Raw genomic sequence first — 14,175 nt, forward strand, 5'->3', positions numbered from 1 at the left:
GTCCGCTCCTAGTACTTCAGCAGGTTCGCGTCGTCCACCGAGGACGACTGCCGGGCGCGGAAGATCGCAGTGATGATCGCGAGGCCGACCACGACCTCACAGGCGGCGACGACCATCACGAACAGCGCCATCACCTGGCCGTCGAGGTTCCCGTTGATCCGCGAGAACGTGACCAGGGACAGGTTGACGGCGTTCAGCATCAGCTCGATGCACATGAACACGACGACGGCGTTGCGGCGGACGAGCACGCCGACGGCACCGATGCTGAACAGCAGGGCCGAGAGCAGCAGGTAGTACTCGGGTGTCATCGGTCCTCCCCGGTCGCACTCGCCTCGCCCGACTCGATCGTGCGGTCGGGGGCGGGACGTCCGGTGAGCGCGTGCGCGTCCGGCGTCGTGGTGTCGGGGACGTCGACCGCGACCGACTCGATGATCTCGGCCATCGAGTCCTGTGCGATCGACCCGTCCGGCAGCAGCGCCGGCACCGCCACCGAGTTCGCGGTCGCGTAGACACCCGGGCCGGGCAGTGGCGAGATCCGGGCGTGCTGCCCGCGCAGCCGTAGCAGCACCGTCTCGCGTTGCGAGAGCTTGGCGTGCTGGGAGCTCTGCGACCCGGTCAGCACCATCCCGCCGAGCGCGGCCACCATCAGCAGCGCCGCCGACAGCTCGAACGCCAGCAGGTAGTCGGTGAAGATCAGCCTGCCGAGCCCGGCGACGTTCGCGCTGCCGCCCATCCCGCCCGCCTGCAGGCCGGCCGGGGTGACCTCGGTGAGGCCCCGGGAGATCCCGGCGACCAGCAGCGCGGCGAGCCCGACGCCGAACACCAGCGCCGCGGCCCGCTGACCGCGGAGCACCTCGATCACCGAGTCCTTCGAGTCCTTCCCGACCAGCATCAGGACGAACAGGAACAGCATCATCACCGCGCCGGTGTAGACGATGATCTGAACGAACCCGAGGAACGGCGCCGACTGCACGATGTAGAGCACCGCGATCGAGAACATCGTCAGCACCAGCAGCAGCGCGGCGTGCACCGCGTGCCGGGCGAAGACCAGGCCGAGCGCGCCGGCCAGGGCCACCGGGCCGAGGATCCAGAACGTGATCGCCTCGCCCGTCGTCACCTCCCCGGCGGCCTGGGCCAGCACGGCGTACGGGGTCGTCATCGCACCTGCTCCCCGGTCTGGTCCAGGACGGAGACCTTCGCGAGCGTCGGCCCGGAGACGTAGTAGTCCTGCTCGTCGTCGCCCAGACGCATCGGGTGCGGCGGCTGCTCCATCCCCGGCAGCAGCGGAGCCATCAGCTGCTCCTTGGTGTAGATGAGGTCCTGCCGGTTGTCGTCGGCCAGCTCGTAGAAGTTCGTCATCGTCAGCGAACGGGTCGGGCAGGCCTCGATGCACAGGCCGCAGCCGATGCACCGCAGGTAGTTGATCTGGTAGATCGCGCCGTAGCGCTCACCCGGGGAGTACCGGGCCTCCTCGGTGTTGTCGCCGCCCTCGACGTAGATCGCGTCGGCCGGGCACGCCCAGGCGCACAGCTCGCAGCCGACGCACTTCTCCAGCCCGTCCGGGTGCCGGTTGAGCTGGTGCCGACCGTGGTAGCGGGGCGCGGCCGGGGGGAAGTCCTCGGGGTACTCCTCGGTGACGACCTTCTTGAACATCGTCGAGAAGGTGACGCCGAAACCCTTGAAGAAGTCGAACATCTACTCGCTCTCCCTTCCGGCACCGACGGCCTTGCGACGCCTGGGGGGTGATTCGGGGACCTTCAGGTCCAGTGGCGGCACCGGGTAGTCCGACGCCGGTTCCACCGGTGGTGGCTCGACCTGCCGGTCCGGGAGCAGGAAGGCCACCGCGAGGACGACGGCCAGCGCGAACCCGATCAGCGACAGCAACAGGACGACGTTGTCGCCACCGGAGCTCTGGAAGGCGCGGATGCCGAAGATCGCGACGGTCCACACCAGCATCACCGGGATGAGGACCTTCCATCCCAGCTTCATGAACTGGTCGTAGCGGAACCGCGGCAGCGTGCCGCGCAGCCAGATGAAGACGAACAGGAACAGCAGGATCTTCGCGATGAAGAGCAGGAACTGCAGCCAGCCGTACTCGTTGAGGAAGCTCAGCGGCCACGGCCACATCCCGCCGCCGAGGAACAGCGTCACCGCCATCGCCGAGACGGTCACCATGTTCACGTACTCGGCGAGGAAGAACAGCGCGAACTTCAGCGACGAGTACTCGGTGTGGAACCCGCCGACGAGCTCGGACTCGGCCTCGGGGAGGTCGAACGGGGCGCGGTTGGTCTCGCCGACCATCGCGATCACGAAGACCACGAAGCTCGGCACCAGCAGGATCGCGTACCAGCCGCTCGACTGCGACGCGACGATGTCGGCGGTGGAACCGGACCCGGCGTAGAGCACCACGCCGACCAGCGACAGACCGAGCGCGATCTCGTAGGAGATCACCTGCGCCGCGGAGCGCAGCGCGCCGAGCAGGGAGTACGGCGAGCCGGAGGCCCACCCGCCGAGCACGATCCCGTAGACACCGATCGACGAGCAGGCCAGCACGACGAGCACGCCGACCGGCACGTCGACCAGATGCAGCACGGTCTCCTCGCCGAAGATCGTGACCTCGCCGCCGAACGGGATCACCGAGAGGGCCACGAACGCCGGCACCGTCGAGATGATCGGGGCGACGAAGTAGACCTTCTTGTCGGCGAGCGCCGGCATGATGTCTTCCTTGAACGCCAGCTTCAGCCCGTCGGCGAGGCTCTGGAGCCAGCCACCGGGACCGGTCCGGTTCGGCCCCGGACGGTGCTGCATCCGGCCGACGACCTTGCGCTCCCAGTTGATCATGAACAGGGTCAGCACGACGCCGAGCGCGAAGAGCCCGACGACCTTGATCAGGATCAGCCAGATCGGGTCGTCCGCCAGCAGTTGCTGGGTGCGCGTCATCCCCTCGATCGGAGGCGCGGGCACCTGCAGCGGCAGGAGGTTCACGAGTCGCTCCCGTTCGGGCCGGCCGGCGCCACGCCGACGAGGTCACCGTGCCCGGCCCCGAGGGTGGGCCGGACGTGCGAGCCGGGCGAGCAGGTGGGCAGCCACACGACGCCGTCCGGCAGGTCGGTCAGCGAGACCGGGAGGGTGATCGTGCCGCGGTCGGTGCGGACCGCCGCGTCGTCGCCCTCGACGAGGCCGAGGCGCTCGGCGGTGGCCGCGTTGACCTTCACGTAGGGCCGCCGTGCGGTGCCCGCCAGCGCCGGCTCGTCGATCGCGAGCGAGGCGTCGTCGACCAGCTGGCGGGACGTCGCGAGGACGGCCTGGCCGTAGCCGGGACGGCGCGCCTCACCCGGTGCCCGGGACGGTGCGGCGGTGCCCGGACGGTGCGAGCCGAGCCGGTCGAGCTCCCCGGCCGCGGCGGCCGGGGTCTGGGTGAACAGGTCGACGTCCATCTCGACGCCGAGGGTGTCCAGCACCCGGCAGTCCGGCAGGACGCCGGCCGCGTCCAGCGCGACGCCGAACGGCCGGCGGCGGCCCTCCCAGTTGACGTAGGTCCCGGAGCGCTGGGCGTCCGGCGCGACCGGCAGCACGACGTCGGCCAGCTCCGTCACCGCCGAGGTGTGGATCTCCAGGCTGACCAGGAAACCGACCTCCCGCAGCGCGGTGATCGCGGCCTGCGGGTCCGCCATGTCCTGCGGGTCCACCCCGCCGACGACGAGTGCCGCCAGCGCACCACCCGCGGCGGCCGCCAGGATGGCGTCACCGTCGCGACCGGGCCGCTCCGGCAGCGGCCCGGAGCCCCAGGCCTGCTCCAGCTCGGCGCGGGCCGCGGCGTCGGTCACCGGACGCCCGCCGGGCAGCAGGGTCGGCAGCGCACCGGCCTCCAGCGCCCCGCGGTCCCCGGCCCGGCGCGGCAGCCAGCCGATCGCCGCCCCGGTCCGCGCGGCCAGTGCCGAGACCGCCGAGTAGAGGCCGGGCGACTCCGCCGCGCGGTCCCCGACGAGGATCACCGTGTCCGGCTGCTCCAGCGCCGTCACGACGTCGGCACCGGGGTCGGCGACGACCGCGGCCTCGGCGCCCGGCACGGCGTGCAGCACCGTGGCCCCGGTCTTCTCCGCGCCGGTCGAGGTGAAGGGTCCGACCTGGAAGTGCCGCAGCCCCTTCTTCCGCCACGCCTTGCGCAGCCGGAGGAAGACGATCCCGGACTCCTCCTCGGGATCGGTCCCGACAGTGAGCACCGCCGGGGCGTTCTCGATCCGCTCGAAGGTCACCGCGTCGTCGGGGGTGCCCCCGGCGACGTGCGCGGCCAGGAACTCCAGCTCCTCGTCGGAGTGCGGCCGGGCCCGGAAGTCGATGTCGTTGGTGCGGGCGACGACGCGGGCGAACTTGGAGTAGGCGTAGGCGTCCTCGACGGTGAGCCGACCGCCGGGCAGCACGCCGATGCCGACGCCGTCGCGGGCCGCGAGGAGGCCCTCCGCGGCGACCTGCAGCGCCTCGGTCCAGGAGGCCTCCTCCAGCTCACCGTTCTCCCGGCGCACCATCGGCCGGGTGATCCGTTCCCGGCTGCCGAGGTAGCGGAAGGCGAAACGGCCCTTGTCGCAGAGCCACTCCTCGTTGACCTCCGGGTCGTTGCCTGCCAGGCGGCGCAGCACCGTCCCGCGCCGGGAGTCGGTCCGCATGTCGCAGCCGGAGCTGCAGTGCTCGCAGGTGCCGGGCGTCGAGCGCAGGTCGAACGGCCGGGAGCGGAACCGGTACGCGGCGCTGGTCAGCGCGCCGACCGGGCAGATCTGGATCGTGTTGCCCGAGAAGTACGACTGGAACGGCTGGTCCTCGGCGATCCCGACCTGCTGGTTCGCGCCGCGCTCCAGCAGGTCGATGAACGGGTCGCCGGCGATCTCCTCGGAGAACCGGGTGCAGCGCTGGCACAGCACGCAGCGCTCGCGGTCCAGCAGCACCTCGGTGGAGATCGGGAGCGGCTTCGGGAACGTCCGCTTCGTCTCCACGAACCGGGAGTCGGCGCGGCCGTGCGCCATCGCCTGGTTCTGCAGCGGGCACTCGCCGCCCTTGTCGCAGATCGGGCAGTCCAGCGGGTGGTTGATGAGCAGCAGCTCCATCACGCCCTGCTGCGCCTTGTCCGCCCGCTCCGACGTGTGCTGGGTCTTGACGACCATGCCGTCTGCGACGGTCATCGTGCAGCTGGCCTGCGGCTTCGGCATCGGCCGGCCGCCCATCTCGACCTCGACCAGGCACTGGCGGCAGGCGCCGGCCGGGTCGAGCAGCGGGTGGTCGCAGAACCGCGGGATCACGATGCCGAGGCGCTCGCAGGTGCGGATCAGCAGCTCGCCCTTGGGGGCGTCGACGACCTGGCCGTCGATGGTGAGGCGGACGTGGCCCTCGGGGACCGGGGTCTCGGTCTTCTCGTCCGGCGCGATCGTCATGCGGTGGCTCCGGTCAGTTCAGTGCCGTTGGTCCGTTGCGCGAGCTCCACGTCCGTCAGCTGCTCCGGGCGGTCCACATCGGGCTGCTCCGCGATGAGGTCCAGGAACTCCTGGCGGAAGTACGTGATGCCGCTGGTGATGGGGGACGTGGCGCCGTCCCCGAGCGCACAGAACGAGCGGCCGAGGATGTTGTCGCAGACGTCGAGCATCATGTCGACGTCCGCGCTCGTGCCCTGGCCGTGCACCATGCGCTCCAGCACCTGCACCAGCCAGTACGTGCCCTCGCGGCACGGGGTGCACTTGCCGCAGCTCTCGTGCTTGTAGAACTCGGTCCACTTCATGACCGCCCACGGCACCGAGACGGTCTCGTTGAAGACCTGCACCGCGGTCGTCCCCAGCATGGAACCGGCCTCGGCGGCGCCCTCGAAGTCGAGCGGGACGTCGAGGTGGTCGGCGGTGAGCAGCGGCGTCGACGAGCCGCCCGGCGTCCAGAACTTCAGCGGGACGCCGTCCTTCATGCCGCCGGCCAGCTCCAGCAGCTCGCGCAGCGTGATGCCGAGCGGGGCCTCGTACTGGCCGGGTCGCTCGACGTGCCCGGAGATCGAGTAGATCTTCGGGCCGGGCGACTTCTCCCGGCCCATCGAGCGGAACCAGTCCGAGCCGCCGTTGACGATCGCCGGGACGCTCGCGATGGTCTCGACGTTGTTCACGACGGTCGGGCAGGCGTACAGCCCGGCGGTCGCCGGGAACGGCGGCTTGAGCCGCGGCTGGCCGCGCCGGCCCTCCAGCGAGTCGAGCAGCGCCGTCTCCTCGCCGCAGATGTAGGCGCCGGCACCGGCGTGCACCACGATCTCCAGGTCGAACCCGGAGCCGAGGATGTCGGTGCCGAGGTAGCCGCGCGCCTTCGCCTCACGGACCGCGGCACGGAGCCGGCGGATGCAGTGCAGCGCCTCGCCGCGCACGTAGATCGCGCAGAAGTTCGCGCGGATCGCGTAGCTGGTGACGATGCAGCCCTCGATGAGCGAGTGCGGGTCGGTCATCATCGTCGGGATGTCCTTGCAGGTGCCCGGCTCGCCCTCGTCGGCGTTGATGACCAGGTACTTCGGCTTCGCGCCGGGGCCCTTCCCGCTGCCGTCGTCCTGCGGGATGAAGCCCCACTTCATGCCGGTCGGGAACCCCGCGCCGCCGCGGCCGCGCAGGCCGGAGTCCTTGATCAGCTGGATGAGCTGGTCCGGGTGGGCGGCGAACGCGGTGCGCAGCGACGTGTAGCCGTCGAGCTGCTCGTAGGTGTCGATGGACCACGACCGCGGCGACAGCCACCGCCTCGTCAGGACGGGCGTGACCGGGTCCGGCTTGCGCACAGGCTCTGTGGTGCTCATGCGATCACTTCTTCTCCGGTAGCGCGGGCATCGCGGGCGGGCTGCCGGGCATCGCCGGGGCGGTCCAGCCGTTGTCCTCGGCCAGCCGCGCCCCCCGCACCGACTCGATCGCCGACGACGGCCCCTCGACCCGGGCGGTCTCGTCGACCGGGGCCGCCTCGTCGGTGAAGCCGGCCAGCTCCAGCTCGACGGTGCGGAGGTCGGTCAGCGGGGCACCGCGGGTCGGCTGCGGACGCTCACCGCGGCGCAGCGCGTCGACCAGCTCGACCGCCGACTCGACCGACTGGTTGTCGAAGTACTCGTAGTCGACCTGCAGGACCGGGGCGAGATCGCACGCCGCCAAGCACTCCGCGTGCTCGAGCGTGAGGGAGCCGGTCGTGCCCGGCTCGCCCACCGTCTCCTCGTGCCCCAGCGGGCGGTCCTCGGAACCCAGGTGGGTCTGCAGCCGGGCGTAGATGTCGTCCCCGCCGAGCGCCGCGCACAGCGTGTTGGTGCACACGCTGACCAGGTGCTCGCCGCAGGGACTGCGCTTGTACATCGTGTAGAACGTCGCCACCGCGGACACCTCGGCCGTGGTCAGCTCGAGGGCCTCGGCGCAGTAGCGGATGCCGTCCTGGCTGACGTAGCCCTCGACCGACTGCACCAGGTGCAGCAGCGGGAGCAGCGCCGACCGCGGCTCCGGGTACTGGGCGATGATCTCCTTCGTCCGCGCGCGGGTGAGCTCGTCGAACGTCGGCGAGACCGGCGACGGCTCCGGCGGTGCGGGGAACTCGCGCTCCGTCGGGGTGACCGGGGCCGGCGAGTTGGACTCCGGGTTGCCTCCGGGGAGGGTCATCGGTCGCAACCTCCCATCACGGGGTCGATCGACGCGACGGCCGCGATGACGTCGGCGACCTGGCCGCCCTCGCTCATCGCGGGCATCGTCTGCAGGTTCACGAAGCTGGGGTCGCGCACGTGCACGCGGACCGGGCGGGTGCCGCCGTCGGAGACCAGGTGGACGCCGAGCTCGCCGCGCGGGGACTCGACCCCGACGTAGGCCTGGCCCGGCGGCACGTGGAAGCCCTCCGTCACCAGCTTGAAGTGGTGGATCAGCGACTCCATCGACTGACCCATGATCTTGCGGACGTGCTCGAGCGTCGTGCCCATGCCGTCGCTGCCGATCGAGAGCTGGGCCGGCCAGGCGACCTTCGGGTCGTCGACCATGACCCGGCCGGGGCCGATCTCGTCGAGCTTCGCCAGCGCCTGCCGCATGATCTTCAGCGACTCGTGGATCTCGGCGACACGCAGCCGGTAGCGGGCGTAGCAGTCGGCCTCGGTCGCCGTCGGGACCTCGAAGTCGTACTCGTCGTAGACCGAGTACGGCATGTGCTTGCGCAGGTCCCAGGCCAGCCCGGCCGACCGCAGGATCGGACCGGACGCACCGAGCGCCAGGCAGCCGTCGACGGGCAGGTAGCCGACACCCTCCAGCCGCTGCTTCCAGATCGGCTGGCCGGTGAGCAGGCGGTCGTAGTCGGGCAGCCGCGAGTCCATGACGTCGAGGAACTCGGTGACCCGCTCCCGGTACCCCTCGGGGAGGTCCTGGGCGAGCCCGCCGGGCCGGATGAACGCGTGGTTCATCCGCAGGCCGGTCAGGAACTCGAGCAGGTGCAGGACCTCCTCGCGCTCGCGGAACCCCGACGTCATGCCGGTCAGCGCGCCCAGCTCCATGCCGCCGGTGGCGAGCGCGACCAGGTGCGAACCGATCCGGTTGAGCTCCATGAGCAGCACCCGGATGTGCTCGGCCCGGTGCGGCACCTCGACGTCGAGCAGCTTCTCGACGGCCATGCAGTACGCGGCCTCGTTGAACAGCGGCGCCAGGTAGTCCGCGCGGGTCACGAACGTGACCCCCTGCGTCCAGGTCCGGTACTCGCAGTTCTTCTCGATGCCGGTGTGCAGGTAGCCGATCACCGCACGGCCCTGGGTGACGGTCTCGCCCTCCAGCTCGAGGACGAGTCGCAGCACGCCGTGCGTCGACGGGTGCTGCGGACCCATGTTGATGACGATGCGGTCGTCGTGGTCCGCATCCATCAGGGTGTCCCAGTCGCCACCGGTGACCGTGTAGACGGTGCCCTCGGTGGTCTCCCGGCCGGGAGCGGCGTAGGGGTCCTGCTGCGGTGTGGTGGGGCGGTCGTCGGTGCTCGTCACGAGTAGGCCCTCCGCTCGTCGGGCGGCGGGATCTCCGCCCCCTTGTACTCCACGGGGATGCCGCCCAGCGGGTAGCTCTTGCGCTGGGGGTGGCCCTCCCAGTCGTCCGGCATGAGGATCCGGGTCAGCGCGGGATGGCCGTCGAAGACCACGCCGAACATGTCCCAGGTCTCGCGCTCGTGCCAGTCCGCGGTGGGGTACACGTCAACGACGCTGTCGACGTGCAGGTTCTCGATGTCCAGCGCGACCTCGAGCCGGATGCGGCGCCGGTAGGTCATGGACAGCAGGTGGTAGGCGACGTGCACCGGCCGGTCGACGGGCGACCCGTCCGGCGCCGAGTAGTCCACACCGGACACCGTCGCGCAGAACTCGAAGCGCAGGCCCGGGTCGTCGCGCAGCGTGCGGGCGACCGCGTTCAGCTTGTCGGGCAGCACGTACAGGGTCATCTCGTCGCGGTCGATCGTGACCTGCTCGATCGCGTCCCGCGGGATGGAGCGCTCGTCCATCGCCGCACCCAGCTCGTCGGCGAACTCGTCGAACCAGCCGCCGAAGGGCCGCTCGGCCGGCGCCGGTGCGTACCCGGGCAGCGTCAGCCCGCCGTAGCCGGAGGTGTCCCCCGTGCCGCGGACGCCGAACATCCCCGAGCGTGCCCGGGTCTCGGTGATGCGGGCCGCGGGCCGGACACCGGCCAGCGCGTCCCCACCACCACCGGCCTGCTGCTGCTCCAGCGCGGCGCCGCTCTCCTGCGACGACGAGTGCTCGTCGCCGGTGGGCTCGGCGTCGTCCTTCGAGGTACCGGTCGGTCCGGTCACTGCTGCTCACCTCCACGCGCGGCGTCGGCCAGCGACGGCAGGTCCGGCCGCTCGGCCGCGACCAGCTCGTTCAGGGCCGGCTTCGGCTGCGCGCCCGGCTCGAGATGGTTCGGGACGTCCGGGGTGGGCGTGCTCTTCAGCGCGTCCAGCTGCTTGTGCTTCGGCGCGAACTTCACCGACGACGGCACCATCGGCGTCCGGTACCCGGACTCGGCCAGCTCGGCGGCCCGCTTCGGGCCCAGCGGCTCGTCCATGATCTTGGCGTGGATCTTCAGGATCGCGTCGATGAGCATCTCCGGCCGCGGCGGGCAGCCCGGCAGGTACATGTCCACCGGCACGACGTGGTCGACGCCCTGGACGATCGCGTAGTTGTTGAACATGCCGCCGGAGCTGGCGCACACGCCCATCGCGAGCACCCAGCGCGGCTCGGGCATCTGGTCGTAGATCTGGCGCAGGACCGGCGCCATCTTGTTGCTCACCCGGCCCGCGACGATCATCAGGTCGGCCTGGCGCGGCGAGGCACGGAAGACCTCCATGCCGAACCGCGCGAGGTCGTAGCGCGGTGCGCCGGTGGTCATCATCTCGATGGCGCAGCAGGCCAGGCCGAACGTGGCGGGCCAGAGCGACGACTTCCGGGTCCAGTTGACCAGCTTCTCGACGTTGGTCAGCAGGACACCGCTGGGCAGGTTCTCCTCGAGTCCCATGACGGCCTCAGTTCCACTCGAGCCCGCCGCGACGCCATTCGTAGGCGTACGCGAAGGCGATCGTGGCGATGTAGAGCGTGATGGCCACGAACCCGAAGACACCGACCGCGTCGGCGACGACGGCGTACGGGTACATGAACACCAGCTCGATGTCGAACAGGATGAACAGCATCGCCGTGAGGTAGTAGGCGACCGGGACGCGACCGCCACCGACGACGGGTTGCGGCGAGGGCTCGATGCCGCACTCGTAGGAGTCCAGCTTCGCCCGGTTGAACCGGCGCGGCCCGATCAGTGGCGCCGCGGCGACCGAGAACACCGCGAACCCCGCCGCCAACGCGAACAGCAGGACGAGCGGGAGATAGGGATCGAGCATCCGTTCACCTTCGTGGTCGCGCCGCCACCGTCGTTGGTGGTGATCGACAAGCCGGTCGGGGGGACCCTATGTCCGCCACCGTGTGACGAAGAACCCAGGCGAGCCTTACCTGAGGGGGGACCTGGATCACGTGTGATCCACATCGTCGCTGGTCGAGGCCCTCCGATCGCCGTGTCGAGCACCACGCTTGTGAAAAACTTCACGAACGTCGCGACGAGTGTAGGACGTGAGCCACGGATCCGCGTCGGCGGATCGGGCGAGGACGACGAACTTCTTGCGGCGCAACGCGACGCGACCGGGCGGTGACAGAGGGTCCGGCACCGCTGCCCGGCCGGCGCGACAGCGCTCGCCCCGTGCGGGAGCGGTCGGTCGGTGCAGGCACGAATCCGTGCAGGACCGGTCGGGCCGTGCAGGACCGGTCGGTCGGGGCCGGAGCGCTCGGGATGCAGGAACCGCCGGTCGGGCCGGAGCGCTCGGGCGATGCAGGAACCGCCGGTCGGGCCGGAGCGCTCGGGATGCAGGAGCCGCCCGGCGCGCGGAGAACGGTGCCCCTCGGCCCGGTGCCGGCGGCCGGGCGTGCGGCTGTCGGGCAGCACAGAACCTGTGCGGCCGCATCGCGGCGCGGCGCGGAGGCGCGGCGCGATGCGGGGCGCGGCGCCGGGGCCGCGGGCCCGGGGGACGAGGCGCGGCGGCACGGCCCCGGCGGCGCGGCGGCGGCGCCGGGACGGGGCGTCGGCGCGGAGGCCGGCGTGGGTCAGGCGGGCTTGTACGCCCGGTGCAGCGCCACGGCGCCGACGGTGAGGTTGCGCCAGGCCACCCGCTCCCAGCCCGCGTCGGCGATCTTCTGGGAGAGCGCGGCCTGGTCGGGCCAGTCCCGGATCGACTCGGCGAGGTAGAGGTAGGCGTCCGGGTTCGAGGACACCGTGCGGGCCACGGTGGGGATCAGGTGCCCGAGGACGGCGCCCTGGTAGAGCGCGCGGAACGGCGCCCAGGTGGGGGTGGAGAACTCGCAGACCACGAGACGTCCGCCGGGGCGGGTCACCCGGGCCATCTCGCGCAACCCGGCGACGGTGTCGGCGACGTTGCGCAGGCCGAAGGAGATCGTGACGGCGTCGAACGAGGCGTCGGCGAAGGGCAGGTGCAGGGCGTCGGCGGCGGCCTTCGGCACGTCGCGGTGGGCGCCCGCGCGCAGCATGCCCAGCGAGAAGTCGGCGGCGACGCACCAGGCGCCGCCCTTCGCGAGCTCGACGGTGGACACCGCGGTACCCGCGGCGAGGTCGAGGACCTTCTCGCCGGGCGAGAGGGCCAGTGCGCGCCGGGTCTGCACCCGCCAGTAGCGGTCCTGACCGCCGGACATCGCGGTGTTGGTCAGGTCGTAGCGCCGGGCGACACCGTCGAACATCCGGGCGACGTCGTGCGGATCCTTGTCGAGCTCGGCGCGGGACACGCCACGAGCGTACGCAGCGGCGGTCACCGCTCGCCGAACTGCTCCCGTAGGACCTCGCGCAGCCCGGACAGGTACTCCGCACGGACCCGGGCCGCGGTCGCCGGCCACTCCCCGGCGGGGGTGTCGACGCCGGTCCCGGGTCCGGTGAAGGCGCCCATCCCGTGCAGGGCGATCCACCGGTGGTCGTAGTCGTGCGAGGCGCCCCGGTCCCAGGCGACGGCCCGCACGGCGGCGCGCCGGACCCGGGCCGGGTCGGCGAAGGCCCACCGGTTCACCGCCTCGCCGAACCGCTCGCGCAGCACCCCGACCGCCGACGCGGCCGTGGGGTCGGTGCAGCGGGTCGCGTCGAACCGGGCACGGACCTGGGCCGCGTAGAACCAGCGGGCGGCCTCCCCCATGTCGCCCTCGGCGACCAGGTTCTCCGACAGGGCGAACAGCACCGGCGGCAGCACCCGGTGCGGCGCGGCCAGCACCTCGGCCCTGGCCGTCGCACGGACGGCCGGGTTGCGGTCGAGCAGCCGCTGCATCTGCGCGACGGCGGCCGAGGTGTCCACTCCGGCGAGCTCACCCTGCGGTTCGACGACGACGGTCGTGCCCACGTGTGTCATGCCGCCGAGCCTGCGCCGGGCGGGCTCCTCCCGGATCCGCACGACTACGCAGCCGCGACCGAGCGGGGTCAGGCGGCGAGGCGCTCGGGCGCGGCGTGCAGCACCTGGGTGTAGTGCGCGAGCAGCTCGTCCCCGACCGCGGTCCAGGTGCGGCGCAGGACGGACTGGCGGGCGGCGGTGCCGAACGCCCGGTTGCGGTCCGGGTCGCACAGCGCGGTGACGGCGCCGACCAGCTCGCGGTCGGCCTCGTCGGTGGCGGGGTCGCCGGGCTCGCCGCCGTCCGGGCGGGGCGCGACGAGGTACCCGGTGCGGCCGGGCAGGACGAGGTCGCGCGGTCCGCCCGCGTCCGGCGCGACGACCGGGACACCGGAGGCCAGCGCCTCCTGCACGGCCTGGCAGAACGTCTCGGCCTGTCCGGTGTGGACGAACACGTCGAGGCTGGCGTAGATCCGGTCGAGCTCGTCGCCGCCGCGGTGCCCGAGGAACGCCGCCGACGGCAGCCGCTCCCGCAGCCCGTCCGCGCTCGGCCCGTCCCCGACGACGACCAGCCGCGTCCCGGGCATCGACCCCAGCACCGCGAGCCGGTCGACCTGCTTCTCCGGGGCCAGCCGGCCGACGAACCCGATCAGCCGTTCCCCGTCCGGCGCCAGCTCGGCGCGCAGCGCGTCGTCGCGCCGGGAGGGGGAACCGCCGGGTGTCGACGCCGCGCGCCCACTGGTGCACCCGCGGGACGCCGCGCTCGCGCAGCGCGCCGGTCGCCCAGCTGGACGGGGCGAGCGTGCGGTCCGCCATCGAGTGCAGCCGGCAGGTCCAGCGCCAGGCCGCACGGGCGGTGAGACCGAGCCCGTACGACGAGGCGAACCCGGCGACGTCGGTCTGGTAGATCGCGACCGTCGGGATGCCGAGCCGGCGCGCGGCGGCCAGCCCCCGCGCCCCGACGACGAACGGCGCGGCCAGGTGGACGACGTCCGGCCGGAACGCCCGCAGCGCGGTGAGCACCCGGCGGCTCGGGACGCCGACCGGCATCGAGTTGACCACCGGGAGCCCGACGGCGGGGATCCGGACGACCGGGATCCCGTCGTACTCCTGCGGCTCACCGGACCCGGGTGCGATCACGAGGACGTCGTGGCCACCGGCCCGCAGGTGCTCGCACACCCGCAGGACGGAGTTGGTGACGCCGTTGACCACCGGCAGGAAGCATTCCGAGACGATTGCGACACGCACGGTTCGACAGTGCTCGGAGCG

Annotated in this window: 14 protein-coding genes and 1 pseudogene; all 15 read right to left on the bottom strand. The window is 72.1% G+C overall.

The features are described from left to right. Positions 1-8: 8 nt before the first annotated feature. The gene (gene nuoK / locus Ae150APs1_RS12600) at positions 9-308 is read right to left on the bottom strand and encodes an NADH-quinone oxidoreductase subunit NuoK (RefSeq protein WP_010244252.1); all 300 of its coding nucleotides are present in this window, start codon (positions 306-308) and stop codon (positions 9-11) included. Then, the gene (locus Ae150APs1_RS12605; protein WP_075297672.1) at positions 305-1,159 is read right to left on the bottom strand and encodes an NADH-quinone oxidoreductase subunit J; all 855 of its coding nucleotides are present in this window, start codon (positions 1,157-1,159) and stop codon (positions 305-307) included. The genes nuoK and Ae150APs1_RS12605 overlap by 4 nt, the downstream gene beginning before the upstream one ends. Beyond that, positions 1,156-1,695, bottom strand: coding sequence for an NADH-quinone oxidoreductase subunit NuoI (nuoI, locus tag Ae150APs1_RS12610; protein WP_010244258.1), 540 nt, complete (start codon positions 1,693-1,695; stop codon positions 1,156-1,158). The genes Ae150APs1_RS12605 and nuoI overlap by 4 nt, the downstream gene beginning before the upstream one ends. Beyond that, positions 1,696-2,940: an NADH-quinone oxidoreductase subunit NuoH gene (gene nuoH / locus Ae150APs1_RS12615; RefSeq protein WP_075302039.1), complete on the bottom strand. Its 1,245-nt coding sequence runs from the start codon at positions 2,938-2,940 to the stop codon at positions 1,696-1,698. Positions 2,941-2,981: 41 nt separating this feature from the next. Next, a complete protein-coding gene (locus Ae150APs1_RS12620) occupies positions 2,982-5,423 on the bottom strand; it encodes an NADH-quinone oxidoreductase subunit G (RefSeq protein ID WP_075297674.1) in 2,442 nt (813 codons plus the stop codon). Further along, the gene (gene nuoF / locus Ae150APs1_RS12625) at positions 5,420-6,802 is read right to left on the bottom strand and encodes an NADH-quinone oxidoreductase subunit NuoF (RefSeq protein WP_075297676.1); all 1,383 of its coding nucleotides are present in this window, start codon (positions 6,800-6,802) and stop codon (positions 5,420-5,422) included. Before nuoF ends, Ae150APs1_RS12620 begins: the two co-directional genes overlap by 4 nt. Positions 6,803-6,806: 4 nt before the next feature. After that, a complete protein-coding gene (nuoE, locus tag Ae150APs1_RS12630) occupies positions 6,807-7,637 on the bottom strand; it encodes an NADH-quinone oxidoreductase subunit NuoE (protein ID WP_075297678.1) in 831 nt (276 codons plus the stop codon). Further along, on the bottom strand, positions 7,634-8,986 hold the full coding sequence (locus tag Ae150APs1_RS12635) for an NADH-quinone oxidoreductase subunit D (protein ID WP_010244273.1): 1,353 nt from the start codon (positions 8,984-8,986) through the stop codon (positions 7,634-7,636). The genes nuoE and Ae150APs1_RS12635 overlap by 4 nt, the downstream gene beginning before the upstream one ends. Then, positions 8,983-9,798: an NADH-quinone oxidoreductase subunit C gene (locus Ae150APs1_RS12640; RefSeq protein WP_075297680.1), complete on the bottom strand. Its 816-nt coding sequence runs from the start codon at positions 9,796-9,798 to the stop codon at positions 8,983-8,985. The genes Ae150APs1_RS12635 and Ae150APs1_RS12640 overlap by 4 nt, the downstream gene beginning before the upstream one ends. Further along, positions 9,795-10,502, bottom strand: coding sequence for an NADH-quinone oxidoreductase subunit B (locus Ae150APs1_RS12645; protein ID WP_010244280.1), 708 nt, complete (start codon positions 10,500-10,502; stop codon positions 9,795-9,797). Before Ae150APs1_RS12645 ends, Ae150APs1_RS12640 begins: the two co-directional genes overlap by 4 nt. A 7-nt stretch (positions 10,503-10,509) precedes the next feature. Then, entirely contained in the window at positions 10,510-10,875 is a 366-nt protein-coding gene (locus Ae150APs1_RS12650; RefSeq protein ID WP_010244283.1) for an NADH-quinone oxidoreductase subunit A, read from the bottom strand. Between the two features lie 754 nt (positions 10,876-11,629). Beyond that, on the bottom strand, positions 11,630-12,322 hold the full coding sequence (locus Ae150APs1_RS12655; RefSeq protein WP_075297682.1) for a demethylmenaquinone methyltransferase: 693 nt from the start codon (positions 12,320-12,322) through the stop codon (positions 11,630-11,632). Between the two features lie 23 nt (positions 12,323-12,345). Beyond that, a complete protein-coding gene (locus Ae150APs1_RS12660; RefSeq protein WP_139316884.1) occupies positions 12,346-12,930 on the bottom strand; it encodes a hypothetical protein in 585 nt (194 codons plus the stop codon). Between the two features lie 68 nt (positions 12,931-12,998). Beyond that, on the bottom strand, positions 12,999-13,757 hold the full coding sequence (locus tag Ae150APs1_RS12665) for a glycosyltransferase (protein WP_283160242.1): 759 nt from the start codon (positions 13,755-13,757) through the stop codon (positions 12,999-13,001). Then, a pseudogene (locus tag Ae150APs1_RS34305) lies at positions 13,678-14,154 on the bottom strand (glycosyltransferase); the annotation flags it as partial. The gene Ae150APs1_RS12665 and the pseudogene Ae150APs1_RS34305, both read right to left, overlap by 80 nt. Positions 14,155-14,175: the final 21 nt, after the last annotated feature.

Source organism: Pseudonocardia sp. Ae150A_Ps1 (assembly GCF_001932315.1).
Classification (GTDB): domain Bacteria; phylum Actinomycetota; class Actinomycetes; order Mycobacteriales; family Pseudonocardiaceae; genus Pseudonocardia.